15 protein-coding genes are annotated in these 17,909 nt (G+C 45.8%); 5 read left to right on the plus strand and 10 right to left on the minus strand.

Going from position 1 to position 17,909, the window contains the following annotated elements:
- The first annotated feature begins 762 nt into the window (after positions 1-762).
- Positions 763-2,376, plus strand: a complete 1,614-nt coding sequence (locus C942_RS03370; protein ID WP_007462482.1) for a CHRD domain-containing protein — start codon at positions 763-765, stop codon at positions 2,374-2,376.
- A gap of 145 nt (positions 2,377-2,521) precedes the next feature.
- On the opposite strand, the gene C942_RS03375 is transcribed toward C942_RS03370, so the two are convergent.
- From C942_RS03375 to C942_RS03385, 3 genes are all read right to left on the minus strand, one after another.
- A complete protein-coding gene (locus tag C942_RS03375; protein ID WP_157372542.1) occupies positions 2,522-2,896 on the minus strand; it encodes a hypothetical protein in 375 nt (124 codons plus the stop codon).
- Positions 2,897-3,040: 144 nt separating this feature from the next.
- The gene (locus tag C942_RS03380; protein ID WP_007462485.1) at positions 3,041-3,604 is read right to left on the minus strand and encodes a hypothetical protein; all 564 of its coding nucleotides are present in this window, start codon (positions 3,602-3,604) and stop codon (positions 3,041-3,043) included.
- 131 nt (positions 3,605-3,735) lie between these two features.
- Entirely contained in the window at positions 3,736-4,632 is an 897-nt protein-coding gene (locus C942_RS03385) for an AraC family transcriptional regulator (protein ID WP_007462487.1), read from the minus strand.
- Positions 4,633-4,917: 285 nt separating this feature from the next.
- Between C942_RS03385 and C942_RS03390 the strand changes: the two genes are divergently transcribed.
- The gene (locus C942_RS03390; RefSeq protein WP_036798600.1) at positions 4,918-6,069 is read left to right on the plus strand and encodes an iron-containing alcohol dehydrogenase; all 1,152 of its coding nucleotides are present in this window, start codon (positions 4,918-4,920) and stop codon (positions 6,067-6,069) included.
- Positions 6,070-6,269: 200 nt separating this feature from the next.
- On the opposite strand, the gene arfB is transcribed toward C942_RS03390, so the two are convergent.
- Positions 6,270-6,683, minus strand: a complete 414-nt coding sequence (gene arfB / locus C942_RS03395; RefSeq protein ID WP_007462491.1) for an alternative ribosome rescue aminoacyl-tRNA hydrolase ArfB — start codon at positions 6,681-6,683, stop codon at positions 6,270-6,272.
- A gap of 45 nt (positions 6,684-6,728) precedes the next feature.
- The gene (locus tag C942_RS24545; protein WP_083882294.1) at positions 6,729-6,881 is read right to left on the minus strand and encodes a DUF2256 domain-containing protein; all 153 of its coding nucleotides are present in this window, start codon (positions 6,879-6,881) and stop codon (positions 6,729-6,731) included.
- Between the two features lie 180 nt (positions 6,882-7,061).
- Between C942_RS24545 and C942_RS03400 the strand changes: the two genes are divergently transcribed.
- On the plus strand, positions 7,062-7,394 hold the full coding sequence (locus tag C942_RS03400) for a DUF3392 domain-containing protein (RefSeq protein ID WP_007462493.1): 333 nt from the start codon (positions 7,062-7,064) through the stop codon (positions 7,392-7,394).
- Between the two features lie 132 nt (positions 7,395-7,526).
- Here the strand turns inward: C942_RS03400 and malG are convergent, their stop codons facing one another.
- The 3 genes from malG to malE (C942_RS03415) all read right to left on the minus strand — a co-directional run bounded on the left by malG (position 7,527) and on the right by malE (C942_RS03415) (position 11,249).
- Positions 7,527-8,417 carry a maltose ABC transporter permease MalG gene (gene malG / locus C942_RS03405; protein WP_007462495.1) on the minus strand — a complete coding sequence of 297 codons (891 nt, stop codon included), beginning with the start codon at positions 8,415-8,417 and terminating at the stop codon, positions 7,527-7,529.
- Positions 8,418-8,428: 11 nt separating this feature from the next.
- On the minus strand, positions 8,429-10,003 hold the full coding sequence (gene malF / locus C942_RS03410; protein ID WP_007462497.1) for a maltose ABC transporter permease MalF: 1,575 nt from the start codon (positions 10,001-10,003) through the stop codon (positions 8,429-8,431).
- A gap of 64 nt (positions 10,004-10,067) precedes the next feature.
- On the minus strand, positions 10,068-11,249 hold the full coding sequence (gene malE, locus C942_RS03415; RefSeq protein WP_007462499.1) for a maltose/maltodextrin ABC transporter substrate-binding protein MalE: 1,182 nt from the start codon (positions 11,247-11,249) through the stop codon (positions 10,068-10,070).
- A gap of 635 nt (positions 11,250-11,884) precedes the next feature.
- On the opposite strand from malE (C942_RS03415), the gene malK reads away from it, so the two are divergent.
- Both malK and C942_RS03430 read left to right on the plus strand, forming a co-directional pair.
- Positions 11,885-12,994, plus strand: coding sequence for a maltose/maltodextrin ABC transporter ATP-binding protein MalK (gene malK, locus C942_RS03420; RefSeq protein ID WP_007462501.1), 1,110 nt, complete (start codon positions 11,885-11,887; stop codon positions 12,992-12,994).
- Positions 12,995-13,361: 367 nt separating this feature from the next.
- Entirely contained in the window at positions 13,362-13,589 is a 228-nt protein-coding gene (locus C942_RS03430; protein WP_232428129.1) for a hypothetical protein, read from the plus strand.
- 141 nt (positions 13,590-13,730) lie between these two features.
- Here the strand turns inward: C942_RS03430 and C942_RS03435 are convergent, their stop codons facing one another.
- Positions 13,731-16,538 carry an amylo-alpha-1,6-glucosidase gene (locus tag C942_RS03435; RefSeq protein ID WP_007462507.1) on the minus strand — a complete coding sequence of 936 codons (2,808 nt, stop codon included), beginning with the start codon at positions 16,536-16,538 and terminating at the stop codon, positions 13,731-13,733.
- A gap of 130 nt (positions 16,539-16,668) precedes the next feature.
- Positions 16,669-17,850: a maltose/maltodextrin ABC transporter substrate-binding protein MalE gene (gene malE / locus C942_RS03440; protein WP_007462511.1), complete on the minus strand. Its 1,182-nt coding sequence runs from the start codon at positions 17,848-17,850 to the stop codon at positions 16,669-16,671.
- Between the last annotated feature and the right edge of the window lie 59 nt (positions 17,851-17,909).

A 17,909-nucleotide genomic window follows, 5' to 3' on the forward strand; every position in this document is an offset into this window, starting at 1 on the left:
CGTAAGTGCGGCGAATAATACATATCAGCCGTTATTGTGTAAAGTCTTTTTTGTCAGTAAACATTTGTTTGAACAGTGATTGTTCTTATTGGCAAGATAACGACCGAAACAGTTTGCTTCCCAATCCAGATTTAGTTTGACATTCATCACACTTTTTCAAATGAGATAAAATATCATTTATATAGCGAGACTAATGAAAAAATATCTTACGGCCTTAGCTTGTTAACACAAACTACCACAATAAGCATCCAGTGTTATATAAAACACCAAAACGATGCCTCCGTCACACTACACGCCCTTATGATTCAAGGTAATAGAGGGATTCCTTTCAACCGTCAGAGGGGTATATTGAATTCATGCCTGCGGCATTAACGCTCTAGGGGATGAACCACTCCGGTAGTTAGAGCGCTATAAACTAAGTCGCTATTCGGAAGCCGCAGGAACGACTTTAGTCCGTGGTGTTTATAACCTTAAAAAGGAGTTTATATGGCTAAGCGTATTTCAAATAAACGTATCAAAGAAATACTGAAAGAAGTGAAGTCTAAGAAATAGACGAAGATGAAAAAGCCTCCGATATGGAGGCTTTAAAATCTCAGATAACAAAACTATAAAACATTCTTATTAACCTACCATTTACAAAGAGTTCCTTTCCCACATACGTAAAACTCCCAAGCGTAAGACTCTGTCTTAAATCCAAGAATCAATACTCTGTCTAAACTCTGTGGGTCGTATCAATCGCAATACAACCTGGAGTAGCAAATCATGAGTAGAAAATTTTGTTTTGCTGTGTTGTTAGCTTTGTTTTCACTACTCGGCTGTCACGAAGAAGAGCTGACATTTAACGTCAGTCTCTCTGGCAACCAAGAAGTCCCACCCGTTGCAGCTGAATCCAAAGCCGATGCTGTTGTGACTTTGACTATCCAGCACAGCGCATCTCATCTGGTCGACTCAGATTATGATTCTGGCGATGGCTCAGACTATGACAAAGATTACGATAAAGATTACCACGACGATTCCCCTGATTATTCCGATGATGACACTTTGACACTAAGCGCTGAGCTTGATATCAGCATGCTCACGGATGTCCAGGCTGCACATATCCATCAGGGGAAAATTGGAGTTAACGGACCTGTCGCATTTGAATTTACAAATAACAACGATGGAACCATGTCTCTGGCCGAAACCGAAATAACTCAAGAGCAGGCAGAAGAGCTACAATCCGGCAAGTGGTATATCAATGTTCATACCCTACTCAACCCATCAGGCGAAGTAAGGGGGCAGATTGTCGACAGCAATACTGCAATAGTGACTTTTGTTCTTGAAGGCGAACAAGAAGTACCGCCTGTGGATAGCGAAGCTTCCGGTAACGGATACGCCACACTTAATACAGAAAACTATGCCGTAGACCTTACCGTTATCACTGAAAATGCAGATGATGCAACTGCCGCCCATATTCATGAAGGCTTTATCGGCGAAAATGGGGGCGTTATTGTGGATTTGGTTGCCGGAGATACCAGCGGTACCTGGATGACACCGGAAAACACCACTCTGGATGAAGAAACGGCTAATCGTCTGATCAATGGTGGACATTACGTCAACGTCCATACTCCTGCTAATGAAAGCGGAGAAATCCGGGGACAAATACTGACCGATGACTTTACCCTTCTGACTTTCTCCCTCGATGGTGAGCAAGAAGTGCCAGCAGTTGAAACAGAAGCATCCGGATCCGGTTATGCTACCTACAACAGCACAACAGAAGCACTGGATCTCAAAGTGCTGACATCTGGCGTTGATGATGCTGAAGCAGCCCATTTGCATGAAGGCTTTATTGGACAGAATGGTTCAGTAGTTGTTGGCCTGGAACAGGATCCTGACGATATCACAATCTGGACAAGCCCTGACGGAACAACTCTTGATACAGAGACAGTCACCAGGCTTTTAGCCGGAGGTCACTATGTCAATGTACATACTCCGGCTAATGAAAGCGGAGAAATACGCGGACAGGTACTGAGTAAAGACTTTGTTCTATTCACGTTCCCGCTGGATGGCGCTCAAGAAGTACCTCCTGTAGATACCGAAGCCAGTGGCAGCGGCTACGCCACCTTTAATCAAATAACCAAAGAACTGGTTGCCAGAATAGTCACAACAGGTGTTGATGATGCGGATGAAGCACATATCCATGAAGGTGAAGCAGGCGAAAATGGTGGTGTGATTGTTCCTCTTGATCAGTCCGAAGCGGATGTCACCGTCTGGGAAACACCAAATAGTGTTGTTCTGGATGAAGAAACAGCTAATACACTGCTTAGTGGCGGTCATTATATTAACGTTCATACTCCGGCTAATCCTGATGGAGAAATCAGGGGACAGATTGAATAAGCTTTCTTGATAAATAACTATCTGATGCAGACAAACCTAAAGCGGGACAGCCCAGAGGCCGTCCCGCTTTCTTATCATCCGGATTGTGTTTAGCAAAGGGAATAACTGCAAATAATTACATCTGATGAGCAAAATCACGGTGTCGTTATTGCTCTAAACCTGCTGTGTTCCAGTACACATACACAGACTCACTTTTGGTTTTGAAGATATATCCATCTTTCCCCAAACCGGATTGTCTGTACACAGGATTACCATATCGATCAGTGTAATTTCCCACTTCATCCCCAGCCGGCATAAAGTCATAATAAACACCATCCGCACGATCGATAGTGATATAGCCCTGACGCTGAGAATAAACACAAAAATACCGCCCAGAAGGCTCATCAGCCCCTTTAGGGTAAATATCACACCTGACATCAATTGTATCAGCTAAGGTTGCATGAGTGGCAAAACCGAAAGTACATAACAAAAGTGTCTCGCATAACCGCCGTACAACCCAGTTACGAGAACATTTACTCATGAAAACCTCCGCAAAAAAGTCTCTCTTGATCAGTGTAGTCGCCAACCAATGGTTCGAAAACCAATCAACCATTCCCTCAAAAATCACGCTCATTGTACAAACCCGACCGAGCAAAGCAAATATTTGCAACCAATCTAGGTGGATTCAGCAATTGATTGAATTGTAATAAAAATCTTGTTTGGCAATCTTTGTGAATCTGAAGACAAGGTCGTTGGTACTATTTTCACCCAGCGCTAAACTTTCTACTGAAAGCGTAATTGATATTCCATTCAATTCATCTGCTGCTACCGGGAACGTCAGCACATACCATTGGCCATAGTATGGCGTACTCTTTGTTGGCACCTGAAGGCTGGAAGTGATATCAGAAGCTTTAAGCTGAGTCTGATTTTCGTCACCCGAAGTAGTTACTGACTTCGCATCTAACACCACAGACTCCGGTTCAAAAGAAACGTAGTCATTCTCACGTTTTATAAAAATGGTAACCTTGAGATTATCTGCTTCTAAGTATTCTGGGATCACCTGAATACTGATATCTCCAATTTCCCTAACCAAAGAGTCCAGTTTTGTAGTGTGGTAACCGCATCCACTCGTTGCTGTTAAAACGCCATCTTCCGAATTCGGTTCAAAGTAAGATCTTGTCGTCGGATATGCCACACAGCCCAGCAACATAGTCAGTAGCAATACAGATGAAATCAGGAAACGGTTCAAAACGTCCACCCCACAAAATAAAACACCGTTCAAATTGAGCGAACGAAATATTACACAACAATAAAACAACGTGCAATAAACCATTTAAAAACTATATGAAGCGGAAAGTTATCGTTACCAAATTGTCAGTATTACAGCGAAATCAGCTCCCCCACCTTACTCGGCGGCAAACCAAAGTAACGTTTAAACTCACGACTGAACTGAGTTGCACTTTCATAACCCACTTTTCTTGCTGCCACATTGGCAGGCAAGCCGTCCTGAACCATAAAAGACTTCGCCTTATTCAAACGAATTTTCTTGATGTACTGCAAAGGCGGATCTGTCACTACCTGCTTGAAGGCCCGGTGAAATGCCGAAACACTCATGCCCGCCATACTGGCAAGATCATCAATGGCCAGCTTCTGTTCATAATGAGACTGAACATGATTGATCACTTTAGAAACTCGAGACAAAGCACTATCCTGACGGCAGTATTGGGCAAGCAAACAGCCCTGCGGCCCTTGTAGTAAAAGATAAAAAAACTCTCTGAGAAGTTGTGGACCAAGCACTTGAGAATCCATAGGGCTGTGCATGATATGCAACAACCTGGACAGGCAGTCTGATATTGACGGAGTGATCCGTGAAACCGCAACCCCGCGTCCGTTAGGATCTTCCTTAAACACCTGCGAATCCCCGAACTGCTCAACCATCTCCACCAGCTGCTGTATCACTGATAAATCGAACTCTATATCAATACCAATCAACGGAGAGTCTTCAGAAGCAAATGTTTCACAAGCAATGGGATATGGTGTCGCAACGATGAGGCATCGTTCAGTATCGTATTCAAAGCGATAGTCATTCAGGTGCCCCACTTTGTTGCCCTGGAAAATGACAACAACACCTTGCTGATACATCTGCGGCGTCACCTTATGGTACTTAGTAATACGAAACAAACGTACACCAGGTAAGCCAGTTTGAACCACTCCGGACTGTTGGGCCAACCCATATTCTGCACACAATGACTCAGCTAAACGTTCGTTACTCTTCATGCCTAATCCTCCTCACACACCCATCATCACCATCATAATGGCTAAAGCAAGCCTTTCATCTCAAATAGCAGAAACAGGCAACTTTCTGACAGGATTGTGTATTAAACCGCAGGTCTTTCTCTTCTAGACTAAGTCCATAAAGTTTCATTGCGTATAAACAATCACATTGGTTAACACGTAATGAACATCAATCCTGAGCAATGTCATCAGAATGGATCAAACCGAGCTGTATCAGAGCTCGACTTTTACAGGTTAAGCCATACAGTTTCACACTGGAGAGCAATGATGAACAAATTTACTTACCACAACCCTACCCGCATTCATTTCGGCGAAGGCCAGATTGCGAACATCACCGCTGAAATTCCTACCGACAAAAAAGTGCTGGTGATCTATGGTGGTGGTTCAATAAAGAAAAACGGTGTTTACGATCAGGTTGCGGCTGCTCTTAAAGGCCATCAATGGGGAGAGTTCCAAGGTATTGAGCCCAATCCTCAATATGACACCCTAATGAAAGCCGTTAATATGATTAAAACTGAAGGGTATGACTTCCTGCTTGCCGTTGGTGGTGGCTCTGTGATCGACGGCACCAAGTTCATCGCTGCCGCTGCAAACTATGAAGACGAAGATCCTTGGAATATCCTGGCCCGTAATGAAGCAGTTCAGTCTGCCGTTCCACTAGCCTGTGTGCTGACGCTGCCTGCAACCGGCTCTGAAAGCAACATGGGTTCGGTTGTCTCCCGAGGTAAAGACAAGCTGGCATTTATGTCGCCTCTGGTTCAGCCTGCATTTGCGGTTCTTGATCCAAAAACGACCCTAACTCTGTCGCCCCGCCAGGTTGCGAACGGTGTTGTCGATGCTTTTGTTCACGTGATGGAGCAGTACCTGACCTTCCCGGCTGACGCTAAAGTTCAGGATCGCTTCGCAGAAGGCCTGTTGCTGACACTGATGGAAGAAGGACCGAAAGCTCTGGCTACTCCAAACGATATAGACGTACGCTCAAATATCATGTGGGCAGCAACTCAGGCGCTGAATGGTCTGATCGGTGTCGGTGTTCCACAGGACTGGACAACCCATATGATTGGTCACGAACTGACAGGTAACTACGGCATCGACCATGCGCGCACCCTGAGTATCGTTCTTCCGGCTGTAATGAAAGAACGCCGTGCCGATAAGGAAGCCAAGCTGCTTCAGTATGGCGAACGTATCTTCGGCATCAAAGATGGCAGCACAGATGAGCGTATTGATGCCACCATCGCTCAAACTATTTCCTTCTTCAAACAGATGGAAGTGCCGACCAACCTGAGCGATGTGGAACTGGATAAAGCAGCCGTTGACATTCTGGTCGACAGTCTAGAGAAACACGGAATGAAGGCATTAGGCGAGAACGGCAACATCACCATTGCTGACAGCCGAACAATTTTGGAAGCGGCACTGTAATTAATCTCTGATCAATTTAAGCCATCGCCATCCAACTTTTTCAATTCTGGTTATATTAGGCGATGGCTTTTTTGGTTTTAGGCCATAGGCCTCAAGTGAGTTCAGCATAAACCCATGAAAACTATGGTGACGAGAATATTCTATTTGGGAGATATTTTCATCTGGTCATTGATTATTCAGTCGAATAGCCCATACATAGTTTAAAACTTAACTTTACCCCTTAAAGTTTTGGTCTGTCCACGTTGTGTTTTCTTATCCATTCGGCGACGCTGTGAAGCTTTTGTCGGTTTTGTTGCTCTTCGTGCTTTTTGTTGTACAACAGCTGATTTAATCAGCTCTTTCAAACGTGACAAAGCATCTTCTTTATTTTGCTCTTGAGTGCGATATTGCTGCGCTTTAATAATGATCACACCATCTTTAGTTATACGGTGATCATTGAGTTTTAGCAGGCGCTCCTTATAGAAAGCAGGCAACGTCGAGCGTTTAATATCAAAACGTAAATGAATGGCGCTGGAAACTTTATTAACATTCTGGCCACCGGCTCCTTGGGCCCGAATCGCACTGATTTCGATTTCCCAATCCGCAAGTTCGACAGAATTAGAAATAGTTAACATGAATAGGAAATAACCTGTCTTGTGAAACTGTCTGCGATTATATACTCATGCACCTCTGTCAGCACTGAGTTGTTTCATCCTGCGACAACGTTCTGAACAATATTTAACCGACTCCCAACAGTTTTTCCATTTCTTACGCCAATGAAATGGACGCTGGCAAACCGGACAAATCTTCGACGGCAGATTTACGTTCTTCATTCAGCGCCCCCCTCTCTGATTCTGATGAGTTGTATGAAACAAGCCGTATTTCACGCTTGTTATTTCTTCATGTAAATTTTAGTTTCTGTGAACATGCTTACATCTTTAGCCTGAGATGGTACTGAAGCTAAAGCTGAAAACGTATTCTCGGGGCTATTCAACCGCTAGATATTTATATCCATGAACACAGTAATTGCTTTACTCACTGACGGCGGACAATTTCTTCGCCCCTGGCTAACCGAAATTGCTACCGCGATGATTGCCTGCTTATTGGTCGTCTTCGGCTCAGATATTAACCGGATTCTCCGCCGCCATCTTGCCAGTACAAACTTTGTAGTACGTACACTGGTATTCATTCTGGTCAATGCTTTCGGCTATGGATTTCTAATTGTATCTGTATCCCCGTGGATTGCAGGGAAGCTGGGGCTGGTTCCAAGCCAATGGCTGTTCTGCATCGTTATTGTTACCTTTGTCTTTATCGGTGCTTGGGCGCAGAGAAACCGAGCAATTTAGTACCAAGCAACTCTTTTACCAGCCAGTTTTTATACCTGTGAAACCTTAATACCAACCTGCACCAGATAGCCTGTAACAACAAAGCCCGGCATTATGCCGGGCTTTAAGACAGATTAGATTTAACTGAGTGGATTAACCTTTCACGCCACCGGCTGTCAGGCCACCAACCAGGAACTTCTGAGCCAACAGGAATACAGAAGTAATCGGAATTGCCGATAGTACCGCCGCTGCCGCGAAGTCGCCCCACAAGTAGTTCTGAGGGTACAGGTACTGCTGCATACCTACAGCAAGGGTGTAGTTTTCTACATCACTCAATAGCAGAGACGCTACCGGTACTTCTGTTACCACACCGATGAACGACAGGATAAATACAACCGCAAGGATTGGCACAGATAGTGGCAACAGTACCAGACGGAATGCCTGCCATGGCGTTGCACCGTCAAGTGCAGCCGCTTCTTCCAACGAGCCGTCAATCGTTTCGAAGTAACCCTTGATTGTCCATACGTGTAGTGCGATACCGCCCAGGTAAGAGAAAATCAGACCACCGTGAGTGTTCAGCCCCAGAAACGGAATGTACTGGCCCAGACGATCGAACAATGCATACAGAGCTACCAGAGCCAGTACTGCAGGGAACATCTGGAAAATCATCATACCCTGAAGGATGGTGCTCTTACCCTTGAAGCGCAGTCGGGCAAAAGCATAAGCACTGGTCGTCGAAAGCGCTACGATGATGATTGACGTAATACCTGCCACTTTCACTGTGTTCCACAGCCATAGCAGAACAGGGAACGGAGGTGGTGTAATGCTGCCGTCTGCGTTTGTTACCGGAAAACCAAGCGCTAATCGCCAGTGATCCAGTGTCGGATGGCTAGGAATTAACTCACCACCAGCGAAGTTACCTTCACGCAGAGAGATCGCAATGATCATCAACAGCGGGAAGATGGTTGCAGCAAGGAACAGGCACAGACCAATATGCGTCGCCCATACCCGGTATTTTAATGACTTAGGTTGAACCATTGGCATGACGTCTCTCCTTAGTCTTGTGATAGCTTGGTGAATTTCAGGTTAAGTAGCGCCATACCACCAACCAACAGGAAGATAATGGTTGCGATTGCACCCGCCAGACCGAAGTCCTGACCGCCGCCACCTTCGAACGCGATACGGTAGGTATAACTTACCAGCAAGTCAGTGTAACCAGCAGGCTCTGAAGTACCCACCATGTTCGGGCCACCCGCGGTCAATAGCTGAATCATTACGAAGTTGTTGAAGTTAAATGCGAAACTTGCAATCAACAGCGGTGTCAGCGGTTTGATCAGCATTGGCAGTGTGATCTTCATAAAGTTCTGAACCGGACCGGCACCATCAATGGCAGATGCCTCATACAGATCTTCAGGAATCGACTTCAGCAGACCCATACACAGAATCATCATGTAAGGGAAACCAAGCCAGGTATTAACAATAACTACCATAATCCGCGCCATCACTGGATCAGAGAACCAGGACGGTTTAATACCGAACATCGCATCCAGCAACAAGTTGATTTCACCAAAGCTCTGGTTAAACAAACCTTTGAAAATCAGAATCGAGATAAACGATGGTACTGCATACGGAAGGATCAGAAGCACACGGTAGATGCCGCTGCCTTTCAGTGGTTCCCACTGAACAATACAAGCCAGAACCATGCCTACAGCCAGAGTCAGCGCTACAGCAAGGAATGCAAATACAACTGTCCAAACGAAAATGCCGAAGAATGGTTCCTTGATACCGTCATCTTTCATGACGCGCTCAAAGTTAGCACCACCGACACCAACAACGAATCCCGGAGAAATTGGCTTACCAACAAAGTTGCCATTCTCATCAACAGGCTGGTAGTAGCCGATTTCCATGTTTGGCATGAAGATCTGCTGAGTTTTGTTGTTGATCATGGTCAGACCGTCTTCCTGAAGGGTGAACAGCGGAGCTTCAGCTGCGAACTTGCGCAGGCCGCTCATGCGGATTTTTTCACCTTCAGGCGTTACCAGTTCCACTTTAGACAAGTTGGAACGGTTCTTAACGATCGCCTTAATCTTCTCTTTCTCTCCCTGAACGCCGTCAACATCACGCAGCGTCATAGGATCAGCAAACGGATTGGCAATGTCGAAAACATCAGAAGCCAGCAGCTCACCATTTGCATTAATTACCAGTTGATGGCCATTGTCGACTTTATACAGGTCGAACTTATAGCTGTCACCAGACTGGAAAGTACGTTGATGCAATACCGACTGAGTACGCTCCAGTGACAACTGGTTCGACGCACTGTAGTTAGTAAATGCAAGCCCAACGGTATAAATCAGTGGGAAAATAATGAAAATAAGCATCCCTGCGATACCAGGGAAAATATAGCGATGGGCGTATGTTCTTTTACTGCCGAAAATAAAAAGAGCAAGTGCTGTTAGAACAACGGTAAGAAGTGCAAAGGCGATTTCACCTTTTGCATACATCAAAACGGTAGCATAACCATTAACAACACCGATCATGCCCAACAGTGACCACTTCAGCCACTTACGATAATCAAATTTCGGACTTTCTGTTTCCTGTTCCAAAAGTCCTGCACCTTGAACTGACTGCATCTCAGCTCCTTGCTAGCAAAAAATGACGATAAAATGGGGAGAGTTGCCCCTCCCCGCAAAAAAGTTACTTAAGCATGTGGCCTGCAGCTGCATCCAACGCGCCATCAATGTCCTGACGACCATCAACAACGTTCTTGATTGCGTTACCTTCTGCGTACCAGAATGCAGTCATCTGAGGAACGTTAGGCATGATTTCGCCGTTCATCGCGTTATCCATAGTTGCTGCGATGCGTGAATCACTGTCCAGTTTCTTCTGGAATGACTTAAGTGCTACAGCGCCCAGTGGTTTGTCATCATTTACCATGCCCAGACCTTCGTCAGTCAGCAGGTAGTTCTCGATGAACTCAACAGCAAGATCCTGGTTTGGAGATGCAGAGCTGATGCCCGCAGTCAGAACACCAACAAATGGCTTAGATGGGTTACCGTTCAGCTTAGGCAAAACTGTTACGCCATAGTTGATGCCAGACTTCTCAACGTTACCCCAAGACCATGGGCCGTTGATTGTCATTGCTACGTTACCTTTGTTGAACTCGGCTTCAGAGATGCTGTAGTCCATATCTGGCGAGATCACTTTCTTGTCAACCAGTGACTTGATGAAGTTCATACCACGCTTCGCGCCGGCATTGTTAACACCAACATCTTTCACGTCGTAACCGTTCGCAGTGAATTTGAACGCGTAACCACCGTCAGCTGAAATTACCGGCCATGTGAAGTACGGTTCTTTCAGGTTCCACATGATGGCTTTCTTGCCGTCTTTCTGAAGCTTCTTGTCCAGAGCTTCAACTTCTTCCCAGTTCTTAGGTGGGTTTGGAACAAGGTCCTTGTTGTAAATCAGAGAAAGTGCTTCTACTGCAACCGGGTAGCCAATGTACTTACCATCGTACTGCACTGCATCCCAGGTGAAATCGATGATTTTGTCTTTCAGCTCAGCTGATGGCTTAATCTCTTTAAGCAGACCCGCTTTTGCGTAACCACCGAAACGGTCGTGAGCCCAGAAAACGATATCCGGACCATCACCTGCCGCCGCTACCTGAGGGAACTTCTCAGACAGGCCGTCAGGGAAAGCAACTGTTACTTTTACACCCGTGTCTTCTTCAAACTTCTTACCTACTTCTGCCAGGCCGTTATAGCCTTTATCGCCGTTAATCCAGATAGTCAATTGACCCTCTTCAATCGCAGCATTTGCGTGAACTGAACCAAGAGCAGCAAGGGTACAAAAAGCTACAGTGCTGAGGACTTTCTTCATTTTTAACATCCTTCATGATTGTTATATCTCATGCTCCAGAACCGACTCTGCAGCATAATTTTCAGTGTGTATCATCCATCAGACATGAGCACTCAGCATCATCCTACGCCCTACGCCCCCTAAGCCTTAGATATAAAAGCGTGATCTTCGTCGTTTTGGTTAGTGACAGAGATCTAAAAACAACACCTGATTGTGATACAACGCACATGGTACTGGTAATAAATATCCTCATCAGCAAGCGAAATTACAAAGTGTGATCCAGGCACTCATCCCCCTCTCATCCACCTTTGAAATTATTAATAAGGAGGATGTTTACCTATGCCACCTGAGTAAGAATAGCGACATACCCAACGGGGTAGATGAAGATGCTTTTACTGTTCTGCTTACGCAGTTGATTTTCACAGTAACCACTTTTTTATTGGAAACGACAGCACCACTTTACTTCTTGGGGAAGTAAGTAAAGTGGAATTGGTCAGGGTAGCAGTTCATTCCACTGCCTGAATGCAACATGTTTGCTACCCCTTTTTTTCTTCACTGCACCGAATAAAAAATTCTTTACCCGTAAGGCCTGGCGTGAATATCATTCCGCATAGAGAAGCCTTGCTGGCTACAACAAACTTAGAGGAATAGGCTCGATGGCGAGTGTCACTTTACGAAATGTATGTAAAGCATATGGAGATAACCTGATTTCAAAGAATGTTGATCTCGATATTGCTGAAGGCGAATTCGTTGTTTTTGTTGGTCCATCAGGCTGCGGTAAGTCGACCCTTCTTCGTTGTATCGCTGGTTTGGAAGACATTACTTCCGGTGATCTATACATCGGCGAAGAGCGCATGAACGACGTTGCACCATCTGAACGTGGTGTTGGTATGGTTTTTCAGTCATACGCGCTTTACCCACACCTTAATCTTTTCGACAACATGTCTTTCGGTATGAAACTGGCCAAAGCGGACAAAGCCGAAACCAAACGCCGTGTTGACCATGCAGCAGACATCCTTCAGTTAGGTCACCTTCTGGAGCGTAAGCCAAAAGCACTTTCAGGCGGTCAGCGCCAGCGTGTTGCCATCGGCCGAACCATTGTTTCCCAGCCAAAAGTATTCCTGCTGGATGAACCACTGTCGAACCTGGATGCTGCACTTCGTGTACAGATGCGTATCGAAATCGCCAAACTGCACAAGCAACTGGGTTGCACCATGATCTACGTTACTCACGACCAGATCGAAGCGATGACTATGGCACAGAAAATCGTGGTGCTTGACGGCGGTTATGTTTCTCAGGTGGGTAAACCTCTTGAACTGTACCACTACCCGCAAAACCGTTTCGTAGCCGGTTTCATCGGTTCACCAAAAATGAACTTCATTAGTGTGTTCATTGAAGAAGTGGAAGATGAACGCGTAATGGTTCAGCTCGCTGACGGTAATACCTTCTGGATCCCGGTTGACGGCACGTCTGTAACTAAAGGTGACCGTATGTCTCTGGGTATCCGCCCTGAGCACCTGGTTCCGGCTGATGAAGGTGATGCAAGCGTTGAAGGTACGATTCAGGTAGTAGAAAAGCTTGGTTACGAAACTCAGGCTTACCTGCACCTAGATAAAGTAGATGCTGACTTCATCTACCGTCGCCCGGATACGCTGGACGTAGATGCAGGCGATACTTTCAAAGTGGGTATTCCTGCTCACCGTTGTCACCTGTTCCACAGTGATGGTCGCGCATGCCGCCGCCTATACAAAGAGGCTGGTGTATAAACATCAACTCAGATTAACTACCTGTAGTAGAAGCGCTGTTCCAGATTACTGGCAGCGCTTTTTTTGTGCCTTAATAAAACCAGTGATCATGCAATAACCGATTTTCCGTCGTTGTATCTTGAAGACGCCAAATACTTTCATCAGCTGTTACTGAACAAAAGTGACAACATCCAATGTAAGTTATTGATTAACCTGGATGCTGTACGCTGTGAAGACGCGTGGGCAAAACGTTATCCCGAAATGCTCAAAATGTTCTATATCAATAACGCCTGAGAATGACTGGAGCCCTACTCCCGTCACTTCTAAAATTAGAATGCGCATCGGTGATCCCAACGAGCACTGGCTGCGTAATTTGGGACTGGTTGGTATGAGATATCTATTGATGGAGGATCAGTACATGAGCAGCCGCGACAGAATCGAAGATATCGAGCAAAGAATTTTTATGGCCTATCAGGAAGGAAACTACCAGGAGGCCAAGGCTCTGGAAGCAAAAATCAAAAAACTCAGAGGAAAAAGTACCATCAACCAATACGATGAGCGAGACCCCTATTCAATGGAAGGAAAAGTCTTTGACGACGACTCAAGCCACAGCTAAGTTCAGAGCAGATTTCTGTATCTGATATCCGGCAAAGATGAATTATAAAAACGCCGCAGTCCCCTATTCAATAGTGGACTGCGGCGTTTACATTCCTGAACTATGGCCAGATTCTTAATTCCTGATTATTAATCTGACGAATTAGTCCGTAGCCTTATTCAGATTGCTCGCTTCAACCTGTTGTTGCAAAACATGATTAGCAAGAAGTACCGGGAATTTGCGCTGTGTATCAGGCTGAGCAAATTTCAGCTCGCCAATCTCAGGCTGATAACTCTGTTGAATACAGGTTAACGCAACTTCCTCACCATTTAGTTCAGCTTCTGTTTTCTCAGGGTTAAACACAACCATTGCTGGTAAAGAGGTGCTTTCGATTGATAGTAAGTACTTAGCTTTACCTTTTGCTGTAAGCACAATATCCAAGGCAGTATCAGCTTCACTCTGATAGTTCAAACGATAACTTTCAATGCCGTTTAACTGGCGTTTAAACGCAACCGACAGTGCATTATCAGCCCCAAAACGTAAATTGGCATCAAATGCCTGCCATGATGACGGCAGACTTGGCGCCAAATTCAGTTTACCGGCCAGCAAATCCGGCGCAAAACCAACATAATCCTGATAACCGTTACGGGTAAATTCTGAAACAGACCAGGCTTGTGCGTACGTGCCGGTAGTCGTTAGCTCGCCCTTATCATTAAGGAAAGCATCCAGGTTCTCACTCATAGCACCGCGATGGCCAATAGTCAGGATCTGCTGTGACAAATTCTTCGTCAGCTCATAGGCGAAATCGGTATAGCCATATTTCAGCAAGCTGGTTACCGTGAAGCCCGCATTCCAGCCCCAGATAGTACCGTTATGATAAGCTGCATCCTTATGGTATTCCTCACGATTTGCATGATACGGATGGAAGATTGGATCCTTCTGAGACAGCGAGGTAATACCCCATGGGAACAGTAGCTCACTGACTGCATTCTTGACGATATTGGCACCAATGGTTTCATCCACCAGCTCACCATCAAAAGGTACTGTCAGCGTCATCAACTGGTTTGGACGAATCTGGAGGTCACGGCTGTCATCAGCGTGAAGCCGATCTGCCAGCAGCGACAACTCACCATCCCAAAACAGTTGTTGAAAGCTTGCCTGCACTTTTTCAGCCATCGCCAGATAGTGCTGTTCACCTTCCCCATCCTGATTTAGTTTCGCCAGCTCAACCGCCACCTTCAAGCTGGTATACCACAATGCCTGAATATCATTGGCACGATTACCACGTGCAGACCATGGCAACTTACCTTCAAGCTTGGCATCCATCCAGGTATCCGGATCACGGTGGGTCATTAAGCCATGCTGATCCAAGTAGTTTTTCTCGATGCCATCGATGTAGGTTTTCACAACAGGATAAATCGAACGAGCGTAGTCTTTATCGCCGCTGTAACGCAGATAATCCCAGACCTCACGTACCATCCACGGCGTACCGTCTGTCGTGTTGTAAATGATATTGGTCAGGCTGGTCACCCGGTTAGGAATCCGGCCGTAGTTGATATTGGTATTATCTTTCAACTGCATAGAGGCAAAGTTATCGATAATGCTCTTGGCATCATCAAAATCACCATTTACCAATGTAATACCCGGCACCGCGATAAATGAATCACGTCCCCAGCAATCCTTAAACCAAGGCAGACCAGCCCAAATGCCTTTGCCAAACTCATTGGATACAAAAACTTTTCCTGAAGCCTTGGCCCACATCAGAGCACGGTTATATTCAAGATCCGAAGTCCAGATATAAGAATGAGTCAGCATGTCGTATGTCTGCTGCTGATGCATGACATAACCATCCTGCTCTAGCAACTGATTTGCTCCGGCGATGGCTTCCTCTTCTGTCTCAGCAAAAGCCAGATACACAGTCAGACTAATTTCATCGTCCAGCGTCTCAATCACCGGCTTCACATGGTTGCCGTTCAGGTGCATCACCTCATTAAGGGCAGGCATCTCTGCAAATGTCGCTTCTTTGAAACGGAACGGTTTGTCTGCACAAATCGCAATAAACGATGGTGTATTTTCCTGTCGCAGCGAAGAGTCCAGCGCATAAACCACACCATTATCGAAAGTACACACAGAAGAAACATTAAGCCCTAAATTCAGCTGTGGAGCCAATGCCAGTCGTGCCGCCAGCGGAGAGCAGACAGTCAGAGCCGCGGCACGTTGCTGGCTGAACAACATAAAGGTATCGCTGCTGTGGTTAGCGTATTGATGAGTGACACCGTAAGGCAGAATATCAGCTTCAGGAGCCATACATTTGTCGTTGATCTTGCCATCAACAAATGAGGCGAATGTCCCCAGATACCAGCCTTGCTTATGTCGATATTTGCCAGCAGCAACAAAGCCGTGTGTGACGCCTTCAAAATAGCCGTCCACATTATCACCGAACACAAACGGAACACTTTCCTGAGCCTTAATTGCCAGATGATCAAACAAAACATCCGGAGCCAAAATAGGATCCTGCTTTGCCTGAAGCTGCTTATGAGGAGCCGTTGCTGAAATTTCAACTTCAACCAACTCTCGTTCAGGTGCAACATCAGAGTTCTCACCACCAGAGGCAATAAGCATAACCGGACCTTGATCCTGAACCTGCTCCTGAACTTTAAGCGTAATGGTATATAAGCCAGTTTCAGGAGCCAGAAAAGTCAGATCATTACCGATCCCTTTTGCCGGAACCAAAGCTTGCTCCTGATCGAGCTTGCATGCCATTGATTTATATTTATCAGCCGAAAAAGTGAGCTCTTCACTACCCTGCTGATCTGAAATCTTAAAGCTGTGCTGGTCGGCTGAAAGGCAGATCACTGCCTGATAACACCCGTCTCCTGTATAAACCATCGGAGTATCATCACCCCAACCGTTAAAAGTACCTTTGACATACAATTGCTCACTGTATGGAGCCTGCGCTAACCCGTTCACATCTGTTCCTTATCAACCGTCGCCATGGCATCAAAGCTTGCCATTCAGGACAAAAATACGTTTTTACAAACAACAATGCGCAGACCAGGCTGCGCATTGATAAGTCAGGTTAAATTCCTCAACCTTTTAATTACTTAATTTGTGAAGCCGCTGTATCCAGAGCTTCTTTTACAGTCTGACGACCCAGCAATGCATTTTCGATTGCCGCACCTTCAGCAAACCAGTACGCCGTCATCTCAGGGATGTTTGGCATGATTTCGCCGTTTTCAGCGTTAGTCATGGTTGCTGCAATTCGGCTGTCTTTTTCCAAAATCTTCTGGAATGACTTCAGTGTTACCGCACCCAGAGGTTTGTCGTCGTTCACCATCTTCAAACCTTCATTGGTCAACAGATAGTTCTCGATAAACTCAACGGAAAGATCCTTGTTCGGGCTGGCAGCATTGATACCAGCACTCAATACACCGACAAACGGGTTAGATGCACCACCGTTCAACGTTGGCAATACAGCAACACCATAGTTCAGCTTCGATTTTTCCAAGTTACCCCATGACCACGGACCATTGATGGTCATCGCCACGTTACCTTTGTTGAACTCAGCTTCCGATACGGCATAGTCCATATCCGGTGAAACCACACCTTTCTTGGTAAGATCAACCAGGAAGCTCAGGCCAGCGATACCTGCTTCGCTGTTAACGCCGACTTGCTTACCGTCAAAGCCAGTTTCTGTTTTCTTGAAGGCATAACCGCCGTTAGCGGAAATCATCGGCCATGTAAAGTAGGCGTTCTTCACATCCCACATGATGGCTTTCTTGCCTTTGGCATTCATCTGCTTCTCGATTTCAACCAACTCTTCCCAGGTCTTAGGTGGCTCTGGCAGCAAATCTTTGTTGTAAATCAGGGACGGAGATTCAACAGCAACCGGGTAACCCACCAGCTTGCCTTCGTAAGTCACCGCATCCCAGGTGAAATCGACCAATTTGTTCTTAAACTCGTCTGACGGATGAATCTCTGCAAGCAGACCGGCTTTGGCGTAACCACCGAAACGGTCATGCGCCCAGAAGATAATGTCTGGACCGCCACCTGTTGCCGCTACCTGCTGGAACTTGGCTTCAAGAGATTCCGGATACTGAACATTTACCTTCACGCCGGTATCTTCTTCAAACTGACGACCAACTTCAGCAAGACCGTCATAGCCCTTATCACCATTAATCCAAATCAGAATTTCGCCTTCCTGCATAGCTGAAGCCGCCATAGGAAACGCAAGCGCTGCAGAAAGCGAACATAGGGTCAGAGTTTTAAACACTTGTTTCATGATCAATTCCCGTTAATCTCGATTGTTATTTTTATCAACACGTGCATTCTCCTCCCCCC

The organism is Photobacterium marinum (genome assembly GCF_000331515.1).
Classification (GTDB): domain Bacteria; phylum Pseudomonadota; class Gammaproteobacteria; order Enterobacterales; family Vibrionaceae; genus Photobacterium; species Photobacterium marinum.